This window comes from Comamonas brasiliensis, assembly GCF_018292285.1.
Taxonomy (GTDB): domain Bacteria; phylum Pseudomonadota; class Gammaproteobacteria; order Burkholderiales; family Burkholderiaceae_C; genus Comamonas; species Comamonas brasiliensis.
In genome coordinates, this window is the sequence record NZ_JAANES010000001.1 from 1,716,707 (window position 1) to 1,741,136 (window position 24,430).

Below are 24,430 nucleotides of genomic sequence, written 5' to 3' on the forward strand. Positions count from 1 at the left end.
TTATGAATTAAATGGTGTTGACACTCTTGCCAGCCAGCGCCTGCTGGATGCTGCGATTCATGCGTTCGGCTGCGAACGACTCCGTTCCCTTGGCCAGGGCCTGCGTCGCGCCTTCCACGACGGCAGGATCATCACTGGCGACCGCCAGGCGCAGCGCGGCCATCAGGGCGTCGATGCTGTCGCGCTGTTCGTTGCCGAGTACATCGCCATCCACATCCAGCGCGCTTTGCGTGGCCAGCAGCATGCGATCGGCATCCACGCGGGCCTCGACCAGCGCGCGGGCCTTCATGTCCTCCTGGGCCGTGGCAAAGCCGTCCTGCAGCATCTGCGCAATCTGGTCATCGGAGAGACCATATGAAGGCTTGACGTTGATATGGGCTTCGACGCCGCTGAGTTGCTCCTTGGCACTGACGGACAGCAGGCCGTCCGCATCGACCGTGAAGGTCACGCGGATGCGCGCCGCACCGGCAGCCATGGGCGGAATGCCGCGCAGCTCGAAACGCGCAAGGCTGCGGCAGTCTGCCACCAGGTCACGCTCGCCCTGCACCACGTGAATGGCCAACGCGGTCTGACCATCCTTGTAGGTCGTGAAGTCCTGTGCGCGGGCCGTGGGAATGGTCTCGTTGCGCGTGATAATGCGCTCGGACAGACCGCCCATGGTTTCCACGCCCAGCGACAGCGGGATCACGTCCAGCAACAGCAGATCGCCGGCGGTATTGTTGCCGGCCAGTTGATTGGCCTGAGTGGCAGCGCCCAGCGCCACCACTTCGTCGGGGTTGAGATTGGTCAGCGGCTCGCTGCCGAAGAAGTCAGCCACGGCCTGGCGAATCTGGGGCATGCGGGTGGAGCCGCCGACCATGACCACGCCCTGCACCTCGTCACGACCCAGGTCTGCATCCTTGAGCGCGCGGCGCACGGCCGCAAGGCTCTTACTGGTTAAGTGAGCAGTCAGCGCAATGAATTCCTCACGTTTGACATCAAATGATACTGAACCCGAGGAAATATCAGCGGTAAACGCTACAGTTTCAGAATCAGTCAAGGCCTGCTTGCAATGGCGCGCGGCAATACGCCAGGCGGTCTTGTCTGCTGCCGACTCCAGTTGCGTGCCGGTCTTTTCCGCCACCCAGGCTGCCAGCGCGTCATCGTAGTCGTCGCCACCCAATGCCGAGTCGCCGCCGGTGGCGATCACTTCGAACACGCCATGTGCAAGGCGCAGCACCGAGATATCGAAAGTGCCGCCACCCAGATCGTAGACGGCGTAGACCCCCTCTGCTGCGTTATCCAGACCGTAGGCAATGGCTGCCGCCGTGGGCTCGTTGATCAGGCGCAGCAGATTGATGCCGGCCAGCTTGGCCGCATCCTTGGTGGCCTGACGCTGGGCATCGTCAAAGTACGCGGGCACGGTGATGACGGCACCATAGAGCTCGTCATCAAACGTGTCTTCGGCGCGGAAGCGCAAGGTCGCCAGGATTTCGGCGCTGATTTCCACGGGCGTCTTGGCGCCGTCCGCAGTCTCGATGGAGATAACGCCGCCGTCCTCGGCCTTGAAGCGATAAGGCAGCTTCTCGGGCGACTCGATATCGGCCAGGCTGCGACCCATGAAGCGCTTGGCCGAGCTGATGGTGTTGGTGGCATCCTGCGCCTGAGCAGCCTTGGCATCGAAGCCGATCTGGCGGCGGCCCATTTCCATGTAGCGCACCACCGACGGCAGCAGCACACGCCCCTGATCGTCAGGCAGGCATTCGGCCACGCCGTTGCGCACGGCAGCGACCAGAGAATGCGTGGTGCCCAGGTCTATGCCCACGGCAATGCGTCGCTGATGGGGATCGGGGGATTGGCCGGGCTCGGAAATCTGCAAAAGCGCCATGAAATTCTTCTTTTGAAACGTCAGAGGCCAGCGTGGCTGGCCCGCTCAAGATGGATACGCCATGCGCCAGGGGCGCAAAGCGTTGCTCTGGGTCTTATTGTCCCAGTTGATCGCGACGGCGATCCACATCTTGCGCAAATCGCGCAACAAACATGAGGGCTCTCACCTGCTGCACGGCAGCGGCGGCATCGCCAGCCTCGTCCAGCAAACGGCCGCATTCGGCAAGCATCTGTTTCTTGGCGGCGAGCATCTCGGCCTCCAGAGCATCGAGCTCCTGCTCGCTGGCAGCCTCCTCGAGCGCCTCGCGCCACTCCATCTGCTGCATCAGGAATGCCGCAGGCATGGCCGTGTTGTCTTCTGCCCGCACCGGAGCGCCGGCCAGCTCACACAGATAGGCCGCACGCTTGAGCGGGTCCTTGAGGCGCTGATAGGCCTCGTTGATGCGCACCGACCATTGCATGGCCACACGCTGCGCGGCCGCGCCCTGCGCCGCAAAACGGTCGGGATGCGCCTCGCGCTGCAGCTCTTTCCAGCGTGCGTCGATCTGGCTGCGCTCTTGCGCAAACTTGCGCAGCAGGCCAAACAATTCAAAGTCGTCAGATTGCAGATTCATGGCATTAAAAAACCGCCTGCAGCAAAGCTGAGGCGGTTCCGTTCTTACGCTTGGGCGCTACATACGCCAGGGACACCGAGCAAGAGCCGCCTCGCAGCGAAGGTGTCGTCCCCTTGGGGGGAAGGCGCGAAGCGACTCAGGGGGGAAATCAAATCCTGAAGCTCTCACCACAACCGCAGCGATCACGCTCGTTGGGGTTGTGGAACTTGAAGCCTTCGTTCAGGCCCTCGCGCACGAAATCCAGTTCCGTGCCGTCGATATAGGCCAAGCTCTTGGGGTCGATCAGCACCTTGATGCCGTGGTCTTCGAACACCACGTCATCGGGCTGAACCTCGTCCACATACTCCAGCTTGTAAGCCAGACCGGAGCAGCCGGTGGTTTTCACGCCGAGGCGCACGCCAATCCCCTTGCCGCGACGTGAAAGATAGCGGTTCACATGACGGGCAGCCGCCTCGGTCATTGAGATGGCCATGGCCTCAGGCTTCCGTTGCAGTGCGCTTTGCGCGGTAATCGTTCACGGCAGCCTTGATGGCGTCTTCGGCCAGGATGGAGCAGTGAACCTTGACCGGGGGCAGCGCCAGCTCTTCGGCGATCTGGCTGTTCTTCAGGGCCGCAGCCTCGTCCAGCGTCTTGCCCTTGACCCATTCGGTCACCAGCGAAGACGAGGCGATGGCAGAGCCGCAGCCATAGGTCTTGAAGCGTGCGTCCTCGATCACGCCGGTGGCAGGATTGACCTTGATCTGCAGCTTCATCACGTCGCCACAGGCGGGCGCGCCCACCATACCCGTGCCCACGGAGTCATCGCTCTTGTCGAACGAGCCAACGTTGCGGGGGTTTTCGTAGTGGTCAACAACTTTTTCGGAGTAAGCCATGGTGTCTACCTCTTGAACTCTTTGTAATCTGTGCTTAGTGTGCAGCCCATTGAATAGTGCTGAGGTCGATGCCGTCTTTGTACATCTCCCACAGCGGGCTCAGCTCGCGCAGCTTCAGCACGTTTTCGCGGATCGACTTGATCGCGTAGTCGATCTCCTCTTCCGTCGTGAAGCGACCAAAGGTCATGCGCAAAGAGCTGTGTGCCAACTCGTCGCTGCGGCCCAGGGCACGCAGCACATAGCTGGGCTCCAGGCTGGCGGATGTGCAGGCCGAACCCGAGGACACGGCCAGGCCCTTGATACCCATGATCAGCGACTCGCCTTCGACGAAGTTGAAGCTCATGTTCAGGTAATGGGGAACACCGTTGTCCATATCGCCGTTCACGAACACCTGCTCCAGATCCTTCAGACCGTCGAGCAGACGCTGGCGCAGTGCACGGGCGTGCGCCATATCCTTGGCCATCTCTTCCTTGGCGATGCGGAAGGCCTCGCCCATGCCCACAATCTGGTGGGTTGCCAGCGTGCCCGAGCGCATGCCACGCTCATGACCGCCGCCGTGCATCTGCGCTTCCAGGCGCACGCGCGGCTTGCGGCGCACATACAGTGCACCGATGCCCTTGGGGCCGTAGGTCTTGTGCGAAGCCAGGCTCATCAGGTCGATGGGCATGGTCTGCATGTCCAGATCCATCTTGCCCGAAGCCTGAGCGGCGTCGACGTGGAAGATGATGCCCTTTTCACGGCACAGAGCGCCGATGGTGTTCAGGTCCTGAACCACACCGATCTCGTTGTTCACGGCCATCACGCTGGCGAGGATGGTGTCGGGGCGGATCGCCGCCTTGAACACCTCGATGTCCAGCAGACCGTTTTCCTGCACGCCCAGATAGCTGACTTCAAAGCCCTGGCGCTCCAGTTCACGCATGGTGTCCAGCACAGCCTTGTGCTCGGTCTTCACGGTGATCAGGTGCTTGCCCTTGCCTTGGTAGAAATGCGCTGCGCCCTTGATGGCCAGGTTGTCGGACTCGGTCGCGCCGCTGGTCCAGACGATTTCGCGTGGGTCGGCGCCAATCAGATCGGCGACCTGCTTGCGGGCCTTCTCGACGGCTTCTTCGGCTTCCCAGCCCCAGGCATGGCTGCGCGATGCGGCATTGCCAAAATGTTCACGCAGCCAGGGAATCATGGCGTCCGCCACGCGGGGGTCCACCGGAGTGGTTGCACCGTAGTCGAGATAAATGGGAAAGTGCGGGGTCATGTCCATGACTGGCTCGTCTTGTTTTTGGCTGACAAATCGTGAGGAATCGATGCACCTCGTGGTGCCATCAGGGCGAGAAAACATGCCGCACAGCCATGCATGCATCCAGGCCCTGACTATCGGAGTCGGGCTTCAGAGTGATCTGGTCGCCGCGCGAGCACTGCTCGAGCGGCTGCGGATCAGGATTTCGCGAAGGCGTTACCCAGGGCGAACACCGAGTTCGGTGCGTTCACACGGATGGGCTTGACCACGGGCGCAGTGGAGATGGCGCGGCGCACCACGGGCTTGTCCTCGATCTGGATGCCCTTGGCCAGTTGTTCGTCGACCAGCTTTTGCAGGGTGACGGAGTCCAGGAATTCCACCATGCGCTGATTCAGTGCGGCCCACAGTTCGTGGGTCATGCAGCGGCCGGCTTCGCCCAGACAGTTTTCCTTGCCACCGCACTGGGTCGCATCAATGGGTTCGTCCACCGAGACGATGATGTCGGCCACGGTGATGTCTGTTGCCTTGCGGGCCAGCGTGTAGCCGCCGCCGGGGCCACGGGTGGATTCCACCAGTTCGTGGCGACGCAGCTTGCCAAACAGCTGTTCCAGATAGGACAGCGAAATCTGCTGACGCTGGCTGATGGCAGCCAGGGTCACAGGGCCATTGTTCTGGCGCAGTGCCAGGTCGATCATCGCGGTGACCGCAAAGCGGCCTTTGGTCGTAAGACGCATACGAGCTCCTTCAGTCAGGATTGTTCGTTACAGAAACGCACGCCTGGTCACAGTACCTAGACGAGCACAGTCTCCGCCCTTACTCCGTCCTGTGATTAGGTTCAGAGCCCTTCTGTGAGGGAAGTTTGTTGTTGAGTGTTTGACGCGAGTATATCACATTCCCCATCAATTTTGTCGGGTAACAGCGTGCACTCACGTAATAACCCTGAGGGTTGCGAAGGAATATTCCTACGGCGCCGCGCCGAACAATTGCTGTTTGAGAAGCGAGAGTTGGTCTCGCACACGCGCTGCCTGCTCGAATTCCAGGTTCCTGGCGTGCTCGAGCATCTGCTTCTCCAGACGCTTGATCTCCTTGGCAATGTCTTTCTCTGACATATCCTCGACACGTGCCTGCTGTAGGGCCTGCTCCTGCAGGCGTTCGGCCTCTTTGCCGCTCTTTTCGCTGTAGACACCATCAATCAGGTCTTTCACCCTCTTGACAATCTGCTTGGGCACGATTCCGTTAGCTTCGTTGAAAGCCATCTGTTTTTCGCGGCGTCTTTCGGTTTCGCCGATGGCTTTCTTCATGGACTCGGTGATGCGGTCCGCATAGAGAATCGCCTTGCCGTTGACGTTGCGCGCCGCGCGACCGATGGTCTGGATCAGGCTGCGCTCGGCACGCAGAAAACCTTCCTTGTCGGCATCCAGGATCGCCACCAGCGAGACCTCGGGAATATCCAGGCCTTCGCGCAGCAGGTTGATGCCGACCAGTACATCGAAGGCCCCCAGGCGCAGGTCGCGGATGATTTCCACGCGCTCCACCGTGTCCACGTCGGAGTGCAGATAGCGCACCTTCACGCCGTTGTCGGTGAGGTATTCGGTCAGCTGCTCGGCCATGCGCTTGGTCAGCGTGGTGATGAGCACGCGCTCCTCCAGCTCCACGCGCTGGCGGATCTCCTGCAGCACGTCGTCGACCTGGTGAATGGCCGGCCGCACTTCGATCTCGGGATCGACCAGGCCCGTGGGACGCACCACCTGCTCCACCACCTGCCCCGCATGGGTCTTTTCGTATTCGGCGGGCGTGGCCGAGACGAAGACCACCTGGCGCATGCGCTGCTCGAACTCCTCGAACTTGAGCGGGCGATTGTCCAGCGCCGACGGCAGGCGAAAGCCATATTCAACCAGCGTGGTCTTGCGCGCCCGGTCGCCGTTGTACATGGCGTTGAGCTGGCCGATCATCTGATGGCTCTCGTCGAGGAACATGATGGAGTCGCGCGGCAGATAGTCGGTCAGCGTGCTGGGCGGATCGCCGGGCTGGGAGGCCGAGAGATGGCGCGTGTAGTTCTCGATGCCCTTGCAGTGCCCCACTTCGCTGAGCATTTCCAGATCGAAGCGCGTGCGCTGCTCCAGGCGCTGCGCCTCCACCAGCTTGCCCATGCCCACGAGTTGCTTGAGGCGCTCGGCCAGCTCTTCCTTGATGGTCTCCACGGCCGCCAGCACCTTGTCGCGCGGCGTCACATAGTGGCTGCTGGGATAGATGGTGAAGCGCGGAATGTTCTGACGCACCCGGCCCGTGAGCGGATCGAACAGCTGCAGGCTTTCGACCTCGTCGTCGAACAGCTCGATGCGCACGGCCAACTCCGAATGCTCGGCCGGAAAAACGTCGATGGTGTCGCCGCGCACGCGGAAGGTGCCGCGCGAGAAATCCTGGTCGTTGCGCTGGTACTGCATGCGGATCAGCTGCGCGATCGCGTCGCGCTGGTTGAGCGTGTCGCCCGCGCGCAGCGTCATGATCATGCGGTGGTAGCTCTCGGGCTCGCCGATGCCGTAGATAGCCGAGACGGTGGCCACGATCACCACGTCGCGTCGCTCCATGATGCTCTTGGTACAGGACAGGCGCATCTGCTCGATGTGCTCGTTGATGGCGCTGTCCTTTTCGATGAACAGATCGCGCTGGGGCACATAGGCTTCGGGCTGGTAGTAGTCGTAGTAGCTGACGAAGTACTCGACCGCGTTTTTCGGGAAAAACTCCCTGAACTCCGAGTACAGCTGTGCGGCCAGCGTCTTGTTGGGCGCAAACACGATGGCCGGCTTGCCCAGACGCGCGATCACGTTGGCCATGGTGAAGGTCTTGCCCGAGCCCGTCACGCCCAGCAGCGTCTGGAAGGACTCGCCGTCATTGACGCCTTCGACCAGTTTTTCGATGGCCGCGGGCTGATCGCCAGCGGGCGGATAGGGCTGGAACAGCTCGAACGGCGAGTCCGGATATTGCACGAAACGGCCTTGCGGCTCGGCAGTCATATTTTGTTCTTGCATGATCTCATGTCCATGACGCATAGGGTAAGCGCGAGTAGAATGGCAGCCCAACCCTCAAGCCTAACCTAGGCTGATGCGTTTTTTCGAGCACCGGGCAATGCCCTGTCCGTCAAACGCTCTCGGAGCAATAGCTGGGGGTGACCTGACTTATTTCCATCCCTCAAGGATTTTTTCATGTCTCTGTTTACCGCCGTCGAAATGGCCCCCCGCGACCCCATCCTGGGTCTGAACGAGCAATTTGCTGCTGACGCAAACCCCAACAAAGTGAATCTGGGCGTGGGCGTGTACTTCGACGACAACGGCAAGCTGCCCCTGCTGGAGTGCGTGCAGGCCGCCGAGAAGGCCATGATGGAAAAGCCCACCGCCCGTGGCTACCTGCCCATCGACGGTATCGCCGCCTATGACAACGGCGTCAAGGCCCTGGTGTTCGGTGCCGAGTCCGACGTGGTCAAGTCCGGCCGCGTGGCCACCGTGCAAGCCATCGGCGGCACTGGCGGCCTGAAGATCGGCGCCGACTTCCTCAAGAAGCTCAACCCCAACGCCAAGGTCCTGATCTCCAACCCCAGCTGGGAAAACCACAAGGCCATCTTCACCAACGCAGGTTTTGAAGTCGGCACCTACGCTTACTACGATGCAGCGACCCGCTCCATCGACTTCGCCGGCATGCTGGCCGACCTGAACGCTGCCCCTGCCGGCACCGTGGTCGTGCTGCACGCCTGCTGCCACAACCCCACCGGCTACGACATCACTGCCGCCCAGTGGGATGAAGTCATTGCCGTCGTCAAGGCCAAGGGCCTGGTCGCCTTCCTGGACATGGCCTACCAGGGCTTTGGCCACGGCATCGCCGAAGACGGCGCCGTGATCGGCAAGTTCGTGGCTGCCGGCCTGAACATCTTTGTCTCGACTTCCTTCTCCAAGAGCTTCAGCCTGTACGGCGAGCGCGTGGGCGCCCTGTCCGTGGTGGCCTCCGACAAGGAAGAAGCCGCTCGCGTACTGTCGCAGCTGAAGATCGTCATCCGCACCAACTACTCCAACCCTCCCACTCATGGCGGTGCCGTGGTGGCAGCCGTGCTGAACAACCCCGAGCTGCACGCCCTGTGGGAAAAGGAACTGGGCGAGATGCGCGTGCGCATCAAGGCCATGCGCCAGAAGCTGGTTGACGGCCTGAAGGCTGCCGGCGTGCAGCAAGACATGTCCTTCATCACCACCCAGATCGGCATGTTCTCGTACTCCGGCCTGTCCAAGGACCAGATGGTGCGTCTGCGCTCCGAGTTCGGCGTGTACGGTACCGACACCGGCCGCATGTGCGTGGCTGCGCTGAACAGCAAGAACATCGACTATGTCTGCAAGGCCATCGCCGCCGTGATCTAAGCTCACGATTCAGGGCCTGATCCCTGAAAGCAAAAAGAGCAACGGACTTTTAATCCGTTGCTCTTTTTTTATGGCTGTTTCATTGCCTGTTCAATATTTGATAGCTGCTAGCGCATCACCCATATCGTTTTCAGGCAGAAAAGCATCTGAAAACTTTGTACAACAAGCGCAGCAAGCTATCAAAATATTGATCAGGCGCTCAATCCCCAGATGGCCGAGCGCATGGATAGCGCCGCATACTGGTAGGCCGTGTTGAACACGCGTGGCGCTTCGCCCTCCTGCACGGCCCCTGCCGCATACAGCAGGGGCAGATAGTGGTCGTGCGTGGGATGGGCCAGACGGGCCTGCGGGCCCCAGTCCAGGAAGGTGCTCAGATCGGCCAGATTGCCGCTGTCCAGGCGCTGCTGCACTTCGGTGTCGAACTGGATCGTCCAGTCATAGGCCTGGTTGTCGCTGGCACCGCGCTGCATGGCGCGCAGGTTGTGCACGACATTGCCGCTGCCCACGATGAGCACGCCGCGGTCGCGCAGCGCGCGCAGCTGGCGACCCATCTCGAAATGCTTTTCCGGCGCCAGCCCGTAAGGCATGCTCAGCTGCATGACGGGAATGCTGGCCTCGGGAAACATGGGCAGCAGCACCGACCAGGTGCCGTGGTCGAAGCCCCATTTCTGGTCCACCAGCAAGGCCGATCCGTCCAGCGGCGAATGCAGCTCGGCCGCCAGCTGCCTGGCCACCTCGGGCGCGCCGGGGGCCGGATATTGCTGATCGAACAGCTCTTGCGGAAAACCGCCGAAATCATGAATCGTGCGCGGCTGGGCCATGCCGGTCAGCGCCCAGTCGGACTCGGTCAGCCAGTGGGCCGAGACGCAGAGAATCAGCTGCGGCGCAATGCCCTTGGCCGTCAGCTCCTGACCCAGTGCCTTCCAGCTCTGGCGCCAGTGCGTGTCCTCGATCACATTCATGGGGCTGCCATGGCCCAGGAACATCACCGGCATGCGCGGCGAAGGCTTGAGCTGCTGCAGCAGCTGCTCGGGCAACAGGGAAGAAGAAGTGGAGTTCATGGAAAAAGCCTTCCAGCCCCCGCCGACGGCCAACACGGAGGCTGCGCCCAGGGACAAAAGCGTACGTCTACGCATCTCGGTCAATCGAACACGCCCCTAGGGGCATTTTTTACAGACGGGCAAGCTTGCCACAGCACAACAATGCATGAAAGCATCGCCAGCGCAACAGACTGTCCTGAAAGTGCCAGGGTCAGGGCCCCGCTTGCACTACAACAGCAGTTGAACAAGCAGTTGCACAAGCACGACTCACGCCAATCAGGATCAGGCAAGGGCTTCGCTTCAAGCAAGCCATCCTGATACCACCCTGGCTTGCACAAGTCCAGACAAGGAATACTCCCACTCATGCCCAGCACCGCCACTCAACCCCTGCAAGGAATTCGCATACTCAGCCTGGCTCTGAACCTGCCCGGGCCCGCCGCCCTGTGGCGCTGCGCCGGCATGGGAGCCGATTGCCGCAAGCTCGAGCCCCTGGCCGCCGGCGCAGACCGCAGCGCCGACCCCATGGGCCTTTACTGCCCCGATGCCTACGCACAGATGCATGACCAGGTGCAAATCCTGCAGGCCGATCTCAAGACCGCCGAAGGCCAGGCCAGCCTGCATGCGCAACTGGCGCAAACCGATGTGCTGCTGACCTCGTTTCGTCCCTCGGCCCTGAGCAAGCTGGGTCTGGGCTGGGAAGCCCTGCAGCAGCGCTACCCCGGGCTGTCGCTGGTGCGCGTAGTCGGCAGCGCGGGCGAGCTGGCCGATGTCCCCGGTCACGACCTCACCTATCAAGCCGAAGCCGGACTGGTGCACAGCACCGCCCTCCCCCCCAGCCTGTTTGCCGATATGGCGGGAGCGCTGATGGCCAGCGAGGCCGTTCTCCAGGCCGTGCTCGTCAGCAGCCGCAGCGGGCGCGGCATCCTTCGCGAAGTCGGCCTGGCCCAGGCCGCGCAATGGCTGGCCCTGCCCTGGCACTGGGGCCTGACCCAGCCCGTGGGCGATGTCGGCGGCGCCCATGCGGGCTACCGCATCTATCCCTGCGCCGACGGCATCGTGGCCGTTGCCGCGCTGGAGCCTCACTTTGCCCAGCGCCTGTGCGAAGCGGCGGACCTGCTGTTCAGCCACCCAACCGATATGCGCAAGCCCGAGATTCATCAGGGCGTAGCCCGGTTTCTGGCCTCGCGCAGCTGCGCGCAGTTGATGCAGCTGGCCCAGGACAGGGATATTCCCCTGCACGCCCTGCCCCAAACCTGAAGCAAACCAGAACCTGTTTACGCTCCCCTCCGCTCTAGGGCCTTCGCGGGATGGGGTGCTAGGGGGCGCCCCCCCGCGCGCGATACCGCAGCAATAGTGGTGCTATTGCGAGGATTTGCGCGGCCGGCGCGGCAACGCCGCAGACCACCCCTGACCGGGCGTCCGCAAAGGCACTAGCCTGGGCGCTTTTCAAACGCGTATTTCTCGGTATCGACCTCGCCCTGGCCTTGCAGCGCATAGCGGTCGCCGGCAATGGCTTCGGGCTTGAAGATGTCATCGAGCTCGGCCAGCAGCTCGGCGTCGAGATGGACGCGGCCGCCGCGAATGTCTTCGTGCAGATGCTCCACGCTGGTGGTGCCGGGCAAGGCAATCACATGCTCACCCTGGTGCAGCACCCAGGCGATGGCCAGCTCGGCCAGCGTGCAGCCGGCCTTTTCCGCCACGGCCTGCATGGGCGCCAGCAGGCGTAGATTCTGCGCATAGGCCTCACCGGCAAAGCGCGGCATGGAGGCGCGGATATCGCCCTTGACCAGGTTGTCCACCTGCTGCAGCTTGCCGCTGAAAAAGGCACGGCCCATGGGGCTGAAGGCCACATAGGCAATGCCCAGTTCCTTGCAGGCGGCAAGCGTGCCCAGCTCTGCATTGCGCGACCACAGCGAATATTCGCTTTGCAGCGCGGCAATCGGGTGCTCCTTGTGTGCACGGCGCAGCGCGTCGACCCCCACTTCCGACAGACCCAGGGCGCGAACCTTGCCCTCTTCCTTCAGGCGTGCCATCTCGCCCACCGATTCCTCGATGGGCACGTTCCTGTCCCAGCGATGCAGATAGTAGAGATCAATCACGTCGGTGCCCAGGCGCTTGAGACTGTCTTCGCAGTTCTGGCGCAGCGTCCTGGGGCGACCGTCGATGACGCGGCGCATCACGCCGTCTTCGCCGCGCACACCGGCCATGCCGCATTTGCTGGCCAGGGTGATGTGGTTGCGATGCGGCTTGAGCACGGGGCCGATCAGCGATTCGCTGGCGCCAAAGCCATAGAGTGCAGCGGTGTCGAACAGGGTTACGCCCGCATCCAGGGCCGCATGCAGCACGGCGTGCGATTGCTCGGTGGAGACGGGGTTGCCGTAGGCATGGCAGAAATTCATGCAGCCCAGCGCCACATTGGCCACGCTGAATGGGCCGATTTTGCGGTTTTCCATTAACTTTCCTTATGCATCCAAAGGCCTTCAACCGAACCAAGCGCGGGCGCAGGCCGCTATACAAGCTGGAGCAATATTATTCCAGCAGCAGCCTTCCGGTTCGTGTATGGCCGATGCCAAGCCCAAATAATGTCCGCGTCAAAATCTGTGCTCGTCAGGCGCCTGCCCAGCACTGCCTCATTGCCTCACCAGGCGCCTGGCACAGAGGCAGGACCGCATGCGCCATAAATACATCAAAGGCTCAGGCTCTTGAAGTACAGCGATCGACGATGTCAGATAGCTGCGACAGCGCAGGCACATCCAGAAAGTCCGCCGCCGCATAGGCCGGATTCGGGTAGTCGTAATAGCCCTTGCCCGCCAGCATGCCGGTTCGGCCCTTGTCCATCAACTGGGTCTTGACGTATTCGGCATTGGCCAGTTGCTGCGCATCGCCCTGCAGCCGGCCCCAGTAGGAGGACACGTCGTAGCAAGTCTTCATGCCCACGATGTCCATCATGCCGAACGGCCCCATGCGGGCACCGCGGTTGGCGATCAGGAAGGTTCGGTCCACATCCTGGGGCGTGGCGATGCCATTGGTCACCAGCGTCTGGGCCGCCTTGAGCAGTGCGGGGAACCAGGTGTTGATGACATAGCCGTTGTGCTCCACGGCAATGGGAATCGGCACCATGCCGGTCTCTATGCCGAACCGGGTGACGGTCTCCAGCGTGGCCCGGGCCGTCGCCCCGTGCGGCATGATCTCCACGACATTGGCGGACCAGATGTAGTTGGCGTAGTGCAGCGCACAGAACTTTTCGGGCCGGCCCGTAGCAGCCGCGAAATCGCTGGGCAAAAAGGTGGACGAATTGGTGGCGACCACGGTGTGTGCCTGCAGCAGTGGCGCCATCTGCCGGTAGACACTGGCCTTGACATCCGGGATCTCCGGCACGGCTTCGATGACCAGATCGGCCTTGGCCACGGCCTGTGCCATGTCCGTGGTGAAGCTCAGGCGCTGGCGCGTGGCCTTGATATCGGCTTCGCTGGCACCGAGTTCTGCCAGATAGATGGCTGCGTACTGCGCCTGTGCGGCAAGGCAGCGCGCCAGCGCATCTTCCGAGATGTCGTAGACAGCAACGGTTTTGCCCTTGAACGCGCTGTGCCAGGCAATCTGGCCACCCAGCACGCCCGAACCGAGGACGCTCAGGTGATTCACATGGGTCATTGCGGGCCTCCTCAATGGGTTCTTGTGTTGAGCAGCGCGGCAAAGCGCTCGATGCTGCGCGTGATGACGGCCTGCGCGCCGGGCGACCAGCGGCCCATGTCGAAGAAGCCGTGGATCATGCCCGCACCTTCAATCAGCTCGGCCTGCCCGCCCGCAGCACGCAGTGCCTCGGCATAGGCAGCGCCCTGATCACGCAGCGGATCGAACTCGGCATTCACGATCACGGCGGGTGGCAGGTTTGCCAGGCTCCTGGCCTGCAGTGGTGCCAGGCGCGGGTCCAGCGCATCGGGGCAGGCGCCGGCGTAATGGTTGTAGAACCAGGCCATGGTCTCGGCTTCCAGGAAATAGCCCTTGGCGTTCTGCTCGGCGCTGGCGTACTCGGCGGCGGCGTGGTCTACCGCGGGGTAGATGAGAAATTGCGCAGCCAGAGGAATGCCCGCATCGCGCAGCTGCTGCGTCACCACGGCGCAGAAGTTGCCGCCAGCGCTATCGCCGGCCACGGCCACGGTGGCGCTGCCCCCCAGCTCTGGCGCATTGGCGACCACCCATCGAGCGGCAGCCACGGCGTCCTCTATGCCTGCAGGGAAAGGATGCTCGGGGGCCAGCCGGTAGTCCACCGACACCACCACGGCCTGCGCGCCACGGCAGATCTCGCGGCACATATTGTCATGCGTGTCCAGGTTGCCGATGACATAGCCTCCGCCGTGGAAATAGGCCACGGTGGGAAAAGGCCCAGCGCCTTCGGGCCGATAGATGCGCGCGGCCACAGGGCCTGCGCCGCCGGGCACGATCGTGTCCTGCACGCTGGCCACGGGCACGATCTGCTCGGGCGTGAGCGAGCCACGGGTCAGCGCCAGATAGCCGGCGCGGCCCTCTTCGGGTGTGCCTTCGGCGGTGGATTTCCTGTTGGCAGCGGCCAGTTGCTGCAGGACGCCGGCCAGATGGGGATCGAGAGCCATGCTTGAAGTCTCCTGTCGTTATAAAGATCGAGGCAAGGGATACGGGGGACGGATCTAGCGATAGGCCAAGGCATCGTCCTGCAGCGATGCGGCAGGCAGAACCACGCGCTCTTCGGCGTACTCCAGGTCATGCCTCCAGGGCTGGCGGGCGCCCTGGCCGAACATGGCATCCTGCGCACGCAGCACATAGCCGGCGTTGAAGTTGTCGGCCTCTATCCATGACAGGCGCTGCATGCCGGCATCGGCCGCAGCCACCGTGGGCCGCACCTCGGCATGGCCTTGCTCGCGCATATGGGCAAGCAGGCGGCACACCCAGTCGCACACCAGGTCGCAGCGCAGCGTCCAGCTGGAGCGGAAGTAACCCTGGGTGTAGGCCATATTGGGCAAGCCCTCGATCATCACGCCGCGGTAGGAGATGCGCTCGCGAAAATCCACCGGCGCGCCATCCACGCTGAACGCAATGCCACCGAACAGCTTGAGATTGAAGCCCGTGGCAGTAACGATGATGTCGGCGTCCAGATGCCCGCCGCCGGTCAGCTGGATGCCGCTGGCGTCGAAGTTCTCTATGGTGTCCGTCACCACCGAGGCCTTGCCCTCGCGCATGGCCTGGAAGAAGTCTCCGTTGGGCACCACGGCAATGCGCTGCTGCCAGGGGCGGTAGCCGGGGTTGAAGTGCTTGTCGATGTCGAAGCCCTCGGGCAGGTGCGAACGGATCTCGCCAAGCAGGAAGGCGCGCATCGCTTCGGGGTGCTGCCTGGAGGTTTGCACGATCTCGTCGGTGCGCGCGATAAAGGCGCGGCGCATGATCTCGTGGTACCACTCCTCGGGCAGGTTCAAAGGCTTGAGCAGCGGCACAAGCGGATGCTCGGACGCGGGCAGGAAGAAGGTGGGCGAGCGCTGCAGCATGGTCACATGGCCGGCATCCGGAGCCAGGCTGGGGATCAGCGTGGCCGCCGTGGCACCCGAGCCTATGACCACGATGCGCTTGCCCGCGTAATCCAAGTCCTGCGGCCAGTGCTGCGGGTGAATGACCTGGCCCTTGAAGTCCTTGAGCGTCGGCCACTCGGGCGTATAGCCCTGGCCGTGGTCGTAATAGCCGGCGCAGACCCAGAGGAAACCGGTGGTGAAGGTCTGCACCTCGTCCGAGCCGCTGTGGGTGACTTCCAATGTCCAGAGCCTGTCTTCAGAGGACCATCGGGCCGATTGCACCTTGTGGCCGTAGCGGATCAGCGGGGCCAGACCGTTCTCCTCAATGGTCTCGGCCAGGTAGTGACGAATCTCGTCCGCCGTGGCAATGGCATTGCCCGTCCAGGGCTTGAAGCCATAGCCATAGGTGAACAGGTCGCTGTCCGAGCGCGCCCCCGGGTAGCGGTGCGTCCACCAGGTGCCGCCGAAGCCGTCCATGGCCTCGAGGATGGCGAGGCTGCGGTCCGCGAACTGCTCACGCAGATGACGCGCCGCACCAATGCCGGAAATACCGGCGCCGATGATGAGAAAGTCGAAATGCTGTGCCATACCGGGTGTCTCCTGCTTGTCTGCTGGGGCGTGAGCCGACAGGAATGAGCCGGGATCGTGGCCTGGAGGTGAAGCTCCCGCCTAGATCTGATTTGCGTCACTCGTGTCTGTCACGCAGCCATGCTAGGTCTAGCCCTCTGGCAAAACTTGTGTTTGCGCGACAGGATTTTGATGTTGAACGACATGCAGTACATACCCCGATGCCTACCAAGCCTGCTGATTCCGCCGTCATGACCAGTGTCCGCGCCGCCTCGCTCGCGGGCTTTGAAGACCTGGTGCGCGCACAGGGCGGCGACCCCGCCGCCATCCTGCGCGCCTGCGGCCTGGTGCCTGACGATCTGGCCGACCCCGAGCGCTACCTGCCCAGTCACGCCGTGGCCCTGGCCATAGAAGAAGCCGCCTGCGTGCTGGGCGTGCAGGATTTCGGGCTGCGCCTGTGCGCCCGGCAAGGTGTCGAAACCCTGGGCCTGCTGGGACTGGTCATACAGTCAGCGCCCACCGTGCGCGAGGGCATGATGCAGGGCGGCAAATATGTCCACTTCCACAACCCCACCCTGAGCTACAGAACCTTCATGGCGCCTGACGAGGGGCTGGAATGCGTGGAGGTGCTCTCGCGCCTGCCCTCCCACGCCCACATGCCCCAGGGCACGGAAATCTGCGTGGCCTATATGTGCCGCCTGATCCATGTGCTGTCCGAAGGCGCACTGCGCCCCTCCGCCATCCATCTGCGCCATGCCCCCGTGGGCAGCAGCGCGCAATACCGGCGGCACCTGGGCCAGTTGCCGCGCTTTGGCTCTACCTTTGACGGCATTGCCGTCGACCCGCTGGCCTGGCGTCAGCCCATGCCTCGGCACAACCGGCTGCTACAGCAGTTTGTCGAACGTTTCCTGCTGGGAGCCGCACCAGGCAGGGATACCAGTGTGACGGACCAGGTGCGCAACGCGCTGGCCAATCTGGTTCGCATGGGCATGGCCGACCTGCCCTCGGCGGCACGCGCCCTGAGCCAGCACCCGCGCACCCTGCAGCGACGCCTGCAAGCGGAAGGCACAGCCTTCGAGGAACTGCGCGACAGCGCACGCAAGACCTGGGTGGCCCAATTGCTCGCACAGCCCGAACTGAGCCTGGGCCATATCGCGCAATTGCTGGGGTATTCAGACCAGGCCGTGCTCACCCGAGCGTGCCAGCGCTGGTTTGGCCAATCCCCCCGTCAGCTGCGCCATGGCTCCTGGGAGAGATAGCCTCGGTATAGGGCCTGGATTCGGCCACACAAGAATGCGACTGCGATCTCCTCGCGCAGCGACAGAGACTTTGCGCAATGAAACCAGCCCCCGCGGCCATAGGCTGCGGGGGCTTTCGTGCGGAGATGCGCCAGGCAATCAGTCCGTGCTGATCAATCCGCGTTCAGTTGCTGCTCCAGGTCGTGCAGGACCTTGTAGCAGTTGAAGACCTGCTGCACGCTGGAGTTGGGTTCGCGGCCTTCGCGGATGGCGGCGAAGAATTCGCGGTCCTGCAGTTCAATGCCGTTCATGGACACGTCGACCTGGGACACGTCGATCTTCTCGTCCTTGCCGGTGTACAGATCGTCGTAGCGGGCCAGATAGGTGCCGGTGTCGCCGATGTAGCGGAAGAAGGTGCCCAGAGGGCCGTCATTGTTGAACGACAGGCTCAGCGTGCAGATCGCGCCGTTGGCGGCCTTGAGCTGGATGCTCATGTCCATGGCGATGCCCAGATCCTTGTGGATCGGGCCTTGCACGGCGTTGGCCTTGACGATGGGGCTACCGGCCTGGTAAGCGAACAGGTCCACGGTGTGGGCAGCATGGTGCCACAGCAGATGGTCGGTCCAGCTGCGGGCCTGGCCCAGCGCATTCATATTGGTGCGGCGGAAGAAGTAGGTTTGCACATCCATCTGCTGGATGTTGAACTCGCCGGCCTCGATCTTCTTGTGCACCCACTGGTGGCTGGGATTGAAGCGGCGGGTATGGCCCACCATGGCCACCAGACCGGTCTGCTTTTGCAGCTCGGCCACTTCCTGGGCGTCCTTCAGGGCATCGGCCAGAGGAATCTCGACCTGCACGTGCTTGCCGGCCTTCATGCAGGCGATGGCCTGCTCGGCGTGCATCTGCGTGGGCGTGCACAGGATCACGGCATCGACTTCGGGCAGCGCCAGGCTTTCGGCCAGATCGGTTGCCACATGTGCGATACCGTACTTGTCGGCCACTTCCTTGGTCTGGTCAAAGCGGCGACCGACCAGGGAGACGACTTCCACGCCGTCGATGTTCTTGATGCCGTCCAGGTGCTTGATGCCGAAGGCACCCGCGCCAGCCAGCGCTACTTTGATGGTCTTGCTCATGATTGGGATCTCCGTAGAGCCGCCTCAGGGAGGCGAAGCCCCCCACAGGGGGGCAGTGAATACGCGAAGCAGCGAACGTGGTGAGACGTTTACTGATTCTCGAGGATCAGATGGCCCACTGCGGTGTTCGATGCAGGCACATGGTAGAAGCGGTGCGCCACCTTGGGCAGCGGTGCGGGGCCGTCCACATCGGACATGGCGCCGCGCGCAATCAGCCACATCACCAGCTCGATGCCTTCCGAGCCGGCTTCGCGCACATAGTCGATATGCGGCATCTGCGCCAGTCCATGCGGGTTCTCGACCAGCAGGTCCAGGAACTGGTTGTCCCATTCCTTGTTGATCAGGCCGGCGCGCGCACCCTGCAACTGATGGCTCATGCCGCCCGTGCCCCAGATATGCACGTTGATGTCCTGGTCGTAGCTCTCCACGGCCTTGCGGATGGCGCGACCCAGGTTGAAGCAGCGCTGGCCGGTGGGCACGGGATACTGCACCACGTTCACGGCGAAGGGGATCACCGGGCAGGGCCAGGAGCCGGTCTTGGGGTCCTGCTCGCCGCACATCAGCGACAGCGGCACCGTCAGGCCGTGGTCCACGTCCATCTTGTTGACGATGGTCAGATCGAAGTCCTGCTGAATCACGGACTGGGCAATGTGGCTGGCCAGATCGGGATGGCCGACCACCTTGGGCACGGGACGTGGGCCCCAGCCTTCGTCGGCGGGCTGGAATTCCGCAGCCGTGCCGATGGCGAAGGTGGGAATGCAGTCCAGGCTGAAGGCCGTGGCGTGGTCGTTGTAGACCAGGAAGATCACGTCGGGCTTGTTGTCCTTCATCCACTGGCGGGAGAAGTCATAACCCTTGAACAGAGGCGCCCAGTAAGCTTCCTGGGTCTTGCCCATGTCCATGGCAGCGCCGATGGCAGGCACGTGCGAGGTGAAAACGGATGCGGTGATGCGTGCCATGTCTTAGTTGCCTTCCTTGTTCTGGTTGCCTGCGCTGCCCTGGGGCTGATGGTGTGCCTGCGCATCGCCGTCTTCGCCCACATAGCGATTGCCTTCGGCAGAGCGGCCGCCGCCCATCATCATGGCGCGGTATTCCTCTTCGGTCATGCCGGTCATGGAGCCGGCCATCTGCTGGAAGCTCTTGCCGTCGGTGGCGCCGATCTTGGCCAGGAAGTAGATATTGCCGCCGGTGCGCATGCACCAGTTCAGATCGCGCGCCAGCACGGCCTGCTTCTGCTCCTCGGTCATCGCCCACTCGTCGAGATAGGCACGCTCGTTGGCACGGAAGCGATCGCGGTTCTCGGCCTTCATCAGGCTCATGCAGAACTGGTTGAGCCAGTAGCCCCTGCGGGACTGCTCGGCATCGAAAATGATGGTGCCGGGCACGTCCAGATACGGTTTTTCCAAAGCCATAAATTCTCCTCGTTTACGGATGGCGCAGCCCATGCGACAAGGCTGCGGCCTGTTTCCGGGTGTATGTGTCGCCGGAACTCCGTCAGACCTCTTCGGGCCAGTACAGACGCATGGGGTTGTCCACCAGCAGCTTTTGCTGCAGCTGCGCGGTAGGAGCGATATGGGGAATGAAGTCCACCAGCAGGCCGTCGTCGGGCATGTGGTCCTTCAGGTTGGGGTGCGGCCAGTCCGTGCCCCAGAGCACGCGATCGGGGAATTCCTCGACCACGCGGCGCGCGAAAGGCACCACGTCCTGGTAGGCGTTCTGCTCACCATGAAGGGCCTTGGGGCCGGTGAGGGACAGACGCTCGGGGCAGGACACCTTGCTCCACACGTTCTGGTGCTCGCGCATAAACTTCAGGAACAGGGCGAACTCGTCGCTGTCCACGCCCTTGGTGACGTCGGGGCGGCCCATGTGGTCGACCACCACGGTGGTGGGCAGCGCGGTGAAGAAGTCCCACAGCTCGGGCAGATCCACGGCTTCGAAATAGATCACCACATGCCAGCCCAGCTTGGCGATGCGGCCCGCGATCTCCATCAGCTCGTCCTTGGGCGTGAAGTCCACCAGACGCTTGACGAAGTTGAAGCGCACGCCGCGCACGCCGGCGTCGTGCAGCTCCTGCAGCTCGGCATCGCTGATGGAGCGCTTGACCGTGGCCACGCCGCGGGCCTTGCCGCCCGAGGACTTGCAGGCATCGACCATGGCGCGGTTGTCCGCACCGTGGCAGGTGGCCTGCACCACCACATTGCGCGCAAAACCCAGATGGTCGCGCAGCGCATACAGCTGGGCCTTGCTCGCATCGCAGGGGGTGTACTTGCGCTCGGGGGCAAAGGGGAACTCGTTGCCGGGGCCGAACACGTGGCAGTGCGCATCCACAGCGCCGGCAGGCAGCTTGAACTGGGGCTTGCTGGGGTTGGCGTACCAGTCCAGCCAGCCGGGGGTCTTTTCAAATTGGCTCATTTGTCTTTTCCTCGATAGTCTGTGAGTGGGCCATAGCCGCCAATACTGGCGCCGCACAACTCAGAGATGCCAAGCAAGAGCCGCCTCGCAGCGAGGGCATCGTCCCCCTCCGCAAAGCGAGAGAGGGAGAAGGCGCGGGGCCGCCTAGGCGAAGCGACTCAGGGGGTGTTAGTCAATATATTTCAGGCCAGCCTTTTCCAGGGGCTCGCGCATCTTGTACATATCCAGGCCCAGGACGCCCGAGGCCAGCTTGGCGCGCTTTTCGCCTTCGAAGCTTTCGCGCTTCTGGGCAGCAGCCAGCACTTCCACGGCACGCGCGGCGGGCACGCAGACCACGCCGTCGTCGTCGGCGACGATCACGTCACCGGGCGTGACCAGCATGCCGGCGCAGACGATGGGGATGTTGACCGAGCCCAGGGTGGCCTTGATCGTGCCCTTGGAAGAGATAGCCTTGCTCCAGACCGGGAAGTCCATCTCCTGCAGCGTCTTCACGTCACGCACGCCGGCATCGATGATCAGCGCGCGTGCGCCGCGCGCCTGGAAGCTGGTGGCCAGCAGGTCGCCGAAGTAGCCGTCGGTGCACTCGGCGGTGACGGCAGCGACCACAATGTCGCCGGGCTGAATCTGCTCGGCCGCCACATGCATCATCCAGTTGTCGCCGGGCTGCAGCAGCACGGTGACGGCGGTGCCGGAGACCTGCTTGCCGGCATAGATGGGGCGCATATAGGGCTTGAGCAGACCGACGCGGCCCATGGCCTCGTGCACGGTAGCGGAGCCCAGGGCGGCCAGGCCGTCAGCAGCAGCGCGGTCGGCGCGCTGGATATTGCGGTAGACAACTCCCAGTTCGTACATGGAAATACCTCTTTGCTTTGACGTTATTGAATCAAAAAAGTGAGCTTCTATCGCTTGTAAAGCATCAGATTTGAATAGTTTTCGTATTGAAAACGTTTCATCCCTTGCGATAGCAGCTCTCTTTTTGAGAAGTTACAGACCCTTGGCCTTCAGCGCCTTGTCCAGGCGCGTGAACACGCGGCGGGCATTGCCTTCGTAGACGGCGTGCTTTTCATCAGCCGTCAGGTTCTGCGTGGCTTCGATGTAGCGCTTGGTGTCGTCGTAGTAGTGACCGGTCTGCGGATCGATGCCGCGCACGGCGCCGATCATTTCGCTGGCGAACAGAATGTTCTTGGTCGGAATCACTTCCGTCAGCAAGTTGATGCCGGGCTGGTGATAGACGCAGGTGTCGAAGTAGATGTTGTTGAGCAGATGCTCTTCCAGCAGCGGCTTCTTCATCTCCTGCGCCAGACCGCGGAAGCGGCCCCAGTGGTAAGGCACGGCGCCGCCGCCATGGGGGATCAGGAACTTCAGGGTCGGGAAGTCCTTGAACAGATCCGAAGTCAGGCACTGCATGAAGGCCGTGGTGTCGGCATTCAGATAGTGGCTACCCGTGGTGTGAAAGCATGAATTGCAGCTGGTGGAGACGTGGATCATCGCGGGGATGTCGTACTCCACCATCTTTTCGTAGATGGGGTACCAGCTCTTGTCGGACAGCGGAGGCGAAGTCCAGTGGCCGCCCGAGGGATCGGGGTTCAGGTTCAGGCCCACGTTGCCGTATTGCTCAACGCACTTGACCAGCTCGGGAATGCAGGTTGCAGGGTCCACGCCGGGCGACTGGGGCAGCATGGCGGCGGGAATGAAGTGGTCGGGGAACAGCTCGCTGACGCGGAAGCACAGCTCGTTGCAGATGGCGGCCCAGGTGCTGGAGGTCTGGAAGTCACCGATGTGGTGCGCCATGAACGAGGCACGGGGGCTGAAGATGGTCAGATCGGAACCACGCTCCTTCATCAGGCGCAGCTGGTTGGTTTCGATGGTCTCGCGGATTTCATCGTCGCTGATCTTCAGATCGGCCACCGACGGGGTCTTGCTCGGGTCCTTGAGGCCGGCGATCTGCAGATCGCGCCATGCGCCCAGAGCCGCAGGCGCCGTGGTGTAGTGACCGTGTACGTCAATGATCATCTTCAAGCTCCGTTAAAAAATAATTCGTCTATCAAAAAGTTCAGTGCGCGCCGCCCAGGCCCAGCATGGAGGTGCGCGGTGCGCCGCCGGCATAGCGGTTCTTGACCAGCAGCGCCAGCGCAGCAATGACGCCGGGAATGGCAACCACCATGAAGACCTGCGGCAGCTCCAGGTGACGGCGCGACAGCTCGGCCACCAGGAAAGAGCCTGCAATGCCACCAAAGCGGCCAATGCCCAACATCCAGGACACACCGCTGGCGCGGCATTCCGTGGGGTAGTACTCGGCAGCCAGCGCCTGCATGGACGACTGTGCCGCATTCATCAGCAAACCGGCAATGAAGACCGAAGCCACCAGCATGCCCACGCCGCCGCCGAGCACCTGGCCGATGAAGGCCACGCCCAGGCTGGTCAGGAAGTAGCCGGCCGCAATGATCAGATTGGCATTCCAGCGGTCCATCAGCAGGCCGACAAAGATCGCGCCCACGCCGCCAAGCTGGAACAGCGCGGCAATCACGGCAGCCTGGCTGGCGGGCACGCCCGCTTCCTTGAACAGCACAGGCATCCAGTTGACCAGGCCGTAGACGATCACCAGGCCCATGAAATATGTCACCCACAGGGCCAGCGTGCCGACCAGATATTTCTGCGAGAACACCAGACGCAGGCCCTGGGGGCCTTGCTGTGCCTGGGCGGCAGCCTCGCCGCCGTCGTTCAGAACGAAGCGCGCGGCATTGCGCGTGCCTGCGGCGATACGCACCATCACCTTGCGTACACGGTCGGCCGAGTAGTTCTTGAGCACCATGAAACGCACCGACTCGGGCAGCATCACGATCATCAGCACGGCCAGGATCAGGGGCACCACGCCGCCCACGATCAGCAGGCTGCGCCAGCCGAAATGCGGAATCATCCAGGCTGCGATAAAGCCACCGAAGGCCGAGCCGATGGGGAAGCCGCAGAACATGCAGTTGGTGATGAAGGAACGCTTGCTGTCGGGGCAGTATTCGTTCATCAGCGTGATGGCGTTGGGCATGGCGGCGCCAAGACCCAGGCCGGTGATGAAGCGCCAGATGGTCAGGCCTTGCAGGTCATGCACCAGGCCGGAAGCAATCGATGCGCCGCCCATCACCACCGCAGCGATGATCAGCACGGTCTTGCGGCCCACGCGGTCCGCCAGCGGACCCGCGCCCAGCGCGCCGAACGCCAGGCCGAACAGGGCCGCGCTCAGCACCGGACCCAGATGGGATTTGTCGATGCCCCATTCGCCAAGCAGCGAAGGCGCGATGAAGCCGATGGCGGCGGTATCAAAACCGTCGAGCAGAACAATCAAAAAGCAGAGGAAGAAAATCCCCCACTGAAAGCCCGAGAACGGGCTCTCGTTGAGCACGGTCTGCACGTTGACGACCGTCGAGTCGGTGTTCTGTTTGCTAGTTTGCGAAGTCATAGTTGGAATCTCAGTTGCCTCTCTTTGTCGCCTCTATCTCCTGTCTCGCGGCTGGCGCCAAAGCCTCGA

22 protein-coding genes are annotated in these 24,430 nt (G+C 62.7%); 3 read left to right on the forward strand and 19 right to left on the reverse strand.

Going from position 1 to position 24,430, the window contains the following annotated elements; genetic code table 11:
- Nucleotides 1–7: 7 nt before the first annotated feature.
- The 7 genes from hscA to uvrB all read right to left on the reverse strand — a co-directional run bounded on the left by hscA (nucleotide 8) and on the right by uvrB (nucleotide 7,612).
- The gene (hscA, locus tag DJFAAGMI_RS07780) at nucleotides 8–1,867 is read right to left on the reverse strand and encodes a Fe-S protein assembly chaperone HscA (protein WP_211456591.1); all 1,860 of its coding nucleotides are present in this window, start codon (nucleotides 1,865–1,867) and stop codon (nucleotides 8–10) included.
- A gap of 94 nt (nucleotides 1,868–1,961) precedes the next feature.
- On the reverse strand, nucleotides 1,962–2,480 hold the full coding sequence (gene hscB, locus DJFAAGMI_RS07785; RefSeq protein ID WP_211456592.1) for a Fe-S protein assembly co-chaperone HscB: 519 nt from the start codon (nucleotides 2,478–2,480) through the stop codon (nucleotides 1,962–1,964).
- A gap of 148 nt (nucleotides 2,481–2,628) precedes the next feature.
- A complete protein-coding gene (iscA, locus tag DJFAAGMI_RS07790) occupies nucleotides 2,629–2,952 on the reverse strand; it encodes an iron-sulfur cluster assembly protein IscA (protein ID WP_003054214.1) in 324 nt (107 codons plus the stop codon).
- 4 nt (nucleotides 2,953–2,956) lie between these two features.
- Nucleotides 2,957–3,352: a Fe-S cluster assembly scaffold IscU gene (gene iscU, locus DJFAAGMI_RS07795; protein WP_003054213.1), complete on the reverse strand. Its 396-nt coding sequence runs from the start codon at nucleotides 3,350–3,352 to the stop codon at nucleotides 2,957–2,959.
- A gap of 34 nt (nucleotides 3,353–3,386) precedes the next feature.
- A complete protein-coding gene (locus DJFAAGMI_RS07800) occupies nucleotides 3,387–4,607 on the reverse strand; it encodes an IscS subfamily cysteine desulfurase (protein WP_211456593.1) in 1,221 nt (406 codons plus the stop codon).
- Nucleotides 4,608–4,780: 173 nt separating this feature from the next.
- Nucleotides 4,781–5,317, reverse strand: coding sequence for a Fe-S cluster assembly transcriptional regulator IscR (gene iscR, locus DJFAAGMI_RS07805; RefSeq protein ID WP_003054211.1), 537 nt, complete (start codon nucleotides 5,315–5,317; stop codon nucleotides 4,781–4,783).
- 228 nt (nucleotides 5,318–5,545) lie between these two features.
- Nucleotides 5,546–7,612 (reverse strand): excinuclease ABC subunit UvrB, encoded by a 2,067-nt coding sequence (gene uvrB, locus DJFAAGMI_RS07810; protein WP_087084545.1) that lies wholly within the window; start codon nucleotides 7,610–7,612, stop codon nucleotides 5,546–5,548.
- A gap of 174 nt (nucleotides 7,613–7,786) precedes the next feature.
- On the opposite strand from uvrB, the gene DJFAAGMI_RS07815 reads away from it, so the two are divergent.
- A complete protein-coding gene (locus DJFAAGMI_RS07815) occupies nucleotides 7,787–8,983 on the forward strand; it encodes an amino acid aminotransferase (RefSeq protein ID WP_211456594.1) in 1,197 nt (398 codons plus the stop codon).
- A gap of 191 nt (nucleotides 8,984–9,174) precedes the next feature.
- On the opposite strand, the gene ygiD is transcribed toward DJFAAGMI_RS07815, so the two are convergent.
- Nucleotides 9,175–10,101 (reverse strand): 4,5-DOPA-extradiol-dioxygenase, encoded by a 927-nt coding sequence (gene ygiD, locus DJFAAGMI_RS07820; RefSeq protein ID WP_211456782.1) that lies wholly within the window; start codon nucleotides 10,099–10,101, stop codon nucleotides 9,175–9,177.
- 285 nt (nucleotides 10,102–10,386) lie between these two features.
- On the opposite strand from ygiD, the gene DJFAAGMI_RS07825 reads away from it, so the two are divergent.
- Complete coding sequence (locus DJFAAGMI_RS07825) at nucleotides 10,387–11,280, forward strand: CoA transferase (protein WP_211456595.1); 894 nt, start codon at nucleotides 10,387–10,389, stop codon at nucleotides 11,278–11,280.
- 173 nt (nucleotides 11,281–11,453) lie between these two features.
- On the opposite strand, the gene DJFAAGMI_RS07830 is transcribed toward DJFAAGMI_RS07825, so the two are convergent.
- The 4 genes from DJFAAGMI_RS07830 to DJFAAGMI_RS07845 all read right to left on the reverse strand — a co-directional run bounded on the left by DJFAAGMI_RS07830 (nucleotide 11,454) and on the right by DJFAAGMI_RS07845 (nucleotide 16,148).
- Complete coding sequence (locus DJFAAGMI_RS07830) at nucleotides 11,454–12,476, reverse strand: aldo/keto reductase (RefSeq protein ID WP_211456596.1); 1,023 nt, start codon at nucleotides 12,474–12,476, stop codon at nucleotides 11,454–11,456.
- Between the two features lie 241 nt (nucleotides 12,477–12,717).
- On the reverse strand, nucleotides 12,718–13,674 hold the full coding sequence (locus tag DJFAAGMI_RS07835) for a 3-hydroxyacyl-CoA dehydrogenase (protein WP_211456597.1): 957 nt from the start codon (nucleotides 13,672–13,674) through the stop codon (nucleotides 12,718–12,720).
- An 11-nt stretch (nucleotides 13,675–13,685) separates the two neighbouring features.
- Entirely contained in the window at nucleotides 13,686–14,633 is a 948-nt protein-coding gene (locus tag DJFAAGMI_RS07840) for an alpha/beta hydrolase (protein ID WP_211456598.1), read from the reverse strand.
- Nucleotides 14,634–14,687: 54 nt separating this feature from the next.
- Nucleotides 14,688–16,148 carry a flavin-containing monooxygenase gene (locus DJFAAGMI_RS07845; RefSeq protein ID WP_211456599.1) on the reverse strand — a complete coding sequence of 487 codons (1,461 nt, stop codon included), beginning with the start codon at nucleotides 16,146–16,148 and terminating at the stop codon, nucleotides 14,688–14,690.
- A gap of 230 nt (nucleotides 16,149–16,378) precedes the next feature.
- Between DJFAAGMI_RS07845 and DJFAAGMI_RS07850 the strand changes: the two genes are divergently transcribed.
- The gene (locus tag DJFAAGMI_RS07850; RefSeq protein ID WP_249333911.1) at nucleotides 16,379–17,386 is read left to right on the forward strand and encodes an AraC family transcriptional regulator; all 1,008 of its coding nucleotides are present in this window, start codon (nucleotides 16,379–16,381) and stop codon (nucleotides 17,384–17,386) included.
- Nucleotides 17,387–17,538: 152 nt separating this feature from the next.
- Here DJFAAGMI_RS07850 and DJFAAGMI_RS07855 read toward each other — a convergent pair whose 3' ends face one another.
- From DJFAAGMI_RS07855 to DJFAAGMI_RS07885, 7 genes are all read right to left on the reverse strand, one after another.
- The gene (locus DJFAAGMI_RS07855; protein ID WP_003054201.1) at nucleotides 17,539–18,498 is read right to left on the reverse strand and encodes a Gfo/Idh/MocA family oxidoreductase; all 960 of its coding nucleotides are present in this window, start codon (nucleotides 18,496–18,498) and stop codon (nucleotides 17,539–17,541) included.
- Between the two features lie 89 nt (nucleotides 18,499–18,587).
- Nucleotides 18,588–19,457 (reverse strand): class III extradiol dioxygenase subunit beta, encoded by an 870-nt coding sequence (locus DJFAAGMI_RS07860; RefSeq protein WP_003054198.1) that lies wholly within the window; start codon nucleotides 19,455–19,457, stop codon nucleotides 18,588–18,590.
- A 3-nt stretch (nucleotides 19,458–19,460) separates the two neighbouring features.
- Nucleotides 19,461–19,910: a protocatechuate 4,5-dioxygenase subunit alpha gene (ligA, locus tag DJFAAGMI_RS07865; protein WP_211456601.1), complete on the reverse strand. Its 450-nt coding sequence runs from the start codon at nucleotides 19,908–19,910 to the stop codon at nucleotides 19,461–19,463.
- 82 nt (nucleotides 19,911–19,992) lie between these two features.
- Entirely contained in the window at nucleotides 19,993–20,910 is a 918-nt protein-coding gene (locus DJFAAGMI_RS07870; protein WP_211456602.1) for an amidohydrolase family protein, read from the reverse strand.
- Between the two features lie 168 nt (nucleotides 20,911–21,078).
- Nucleotides 21,079–21,762 (reverse strand): 4-carboxy-4-hydroxy-2-oxoadipate aldolase/oxaloacetate decarboxylase, encoded by a 684-nt coding sequence (gene ligK / locus DJFAAGMI_RS07875; protein ID WP_003067555.1) that lies wholly within the window; start codon nucleotides 21,760–21,762, stop codon nucleotides 21,079–21,081.
- 132 nt (nucleotides 21,763–21,894) lie between these two features.
- The gene (locus tag DJFAAGMI_RS07880) at nucleotides 21,895–22,923 is read right to left on the reverse strand and encodes an amidohydrolase family protein (protein ID WP_003054189.1); all 1,029 of its coding nucleotides are present in this window, start codon (nucleotides 22,921–22,923) and stop codon (nucleotides 21,895–21,897) included.
- A 40-nt stretch (nucleotides 22,924–22,963) separates the two neighbouring features.
- Nucleotides 22,964–24,361, reverse strand: a complete 1,398-nt coding sequence (locus DJFAAGMI_RS07885; RefSeq protein WP_211456603.1) for an MFS transporter — start codon at nucleotides 24,359–24,361, stop codon at nucleotides 22,964–22,966.
- Between the last annotated feature and the right edge of the window lie 69 nt (nucleotides 24,362–24,430).

Coding starts and splice junctions, on each gene's coding strand:
- uvrB (WP_087084545.1), bottom strand. CDS start 7,612: ATGCAAGAACAAAATATGACTGCCGAGCCGCAAGGCCGTTTCGTGCAA.
- DJFAAGMI_RS07830 (WP_211456596.1), bottom strand. CDS start 12,476: ATGGAAAACCGCAAAATCGGCCCATTCAGCGTGGCCAATGTGGCGCTG.
- ligA (WP_211456601.1), bottom strand. CDS start 19,910: ATGGCTTTGGAAAAACCGTATCTGGACGTGCCCGGCACCATCATTTTC.
- iscR (WP_003054211.1), bottom strand. CDS start 5,317: ATGCGTCTTACGACCAAAGGCCGCTTTGCGGTCACCGCGATGATCGAC.
- iscU (WP_003054213.1), bottom strand. CDS start 3,352: ATGGCTTACTCCGAAAAAGTTGTTGACCACTACGAAAACCCCCGCAAC.
- hscA (WP_211456591.1), bottom strand. CDS start 1,867: ATGGCGCTTTTGCAGATTTCCGAGCCCGGCCAATCCCCCGATCCCCAT.
- DJFAAGMI_RS07845 (WP_211456599.1), bottom strand. CDS start 16,148: ATGGCACAGCATTTCGACTTTCTCATCATCGGCGCCGGTATTTCCGGC.
- DJFAAGMI_RS07880 (WP_003054189.1), bottom strand. CDS start 22,923: ATGATCATTGACGTACACGGTCACTACACCACGGCGCCTGCGGCTCTG.
- DJFAAGMI_RS07800 (WP_211456593.1), bottom strand. CDS start 4,607: ATGGACATGACCCCGCACTTTCCCATTTATCTCGACTACGGTGCAACC.
- DJFAAGMI_RS07885 (WP_211456603.1), bottom strand. CDS start 24,361: ATGACTTCGCAAACTAGCAAACAGAACACCGACTCGACGGTCGTCAAC.
- DJFAAGMI_RS07825 (WP_211456595.1), top strand. CDS start 10,387: ATGCCCAGCACCGCCACTCAACCCCTGCAAGGAATTCGCATACTCAGC.
- iscA (WP_003054214.1), bottom strand. CDS start 2,952: ATGGCCATCTCAATGACCGAGGCGGCTGCCCGTCATGTGAACCGCTAT.
- DJFAAGMI_RS07815 (WP_211456594.1), top strand. CDS start 7,787: ATGTCTCTGTTTACCGCCGTCGAAATGGCCCCCCGCGACCCCATCCTG.
- DJFAAGMI_RS07870 (WP_211456602.1), bottom strand. CDS start 20,910: ATGAGCCAATTTGAAAAGACCCCCGGCTGGCTGGACTGGTACGCCAAC.
- DJFAAGMI_RS07835 (WP_211456597.1), bottom strand. CDS start 13,674: ATGACCCATGTGAATCACCTGAGCGTCCTCGGTTCGGGCGTGCTGGGT.
- DJFAAGMI_RS07855 (WP_003054201.1), bottom strand. CDS start 18,498: ATGAGCAAGACCATCAAAGTAGCGCTGGCTGGCGCGGGTGCCTTCGGC.
- hscB (WP_211456592.1), bottom strand. CDS start 2,480: ATGAATCTGCAATCTGACGACTTTGAATTGTTTGGCCTGCTGCGCAAG.
- DJFAAGMI_RS07850 (WP_249333911.1), top strand. CDS start 16,379: ATGACCAGTGTCCGCGCCGCCTCGCTCGCGGGCTTTGAAGACCTGGTG.
- DJFAAGMI_RS07840 (WP_211456598.1), bottom strand. CDS start 14,633: ATGGCTCTCGATCCCCATCTGGCCGGCGTCCTGCAGCAACTGGCCGCT.
- ligK (WP_003067555.1), bottom strand. CDS start 21,762: ATGTACGAACTGGGAGTTGTCTACCGCAATATCCAGCGCGCCGACCGC.
- DJFAAGMI_RS07860 (WP_003054198.1), bottom strand. CDS start 19,457: ATGGCACGCATCACCGCATCCGTTTTCACCTCGCACGTGCCTGCCATC.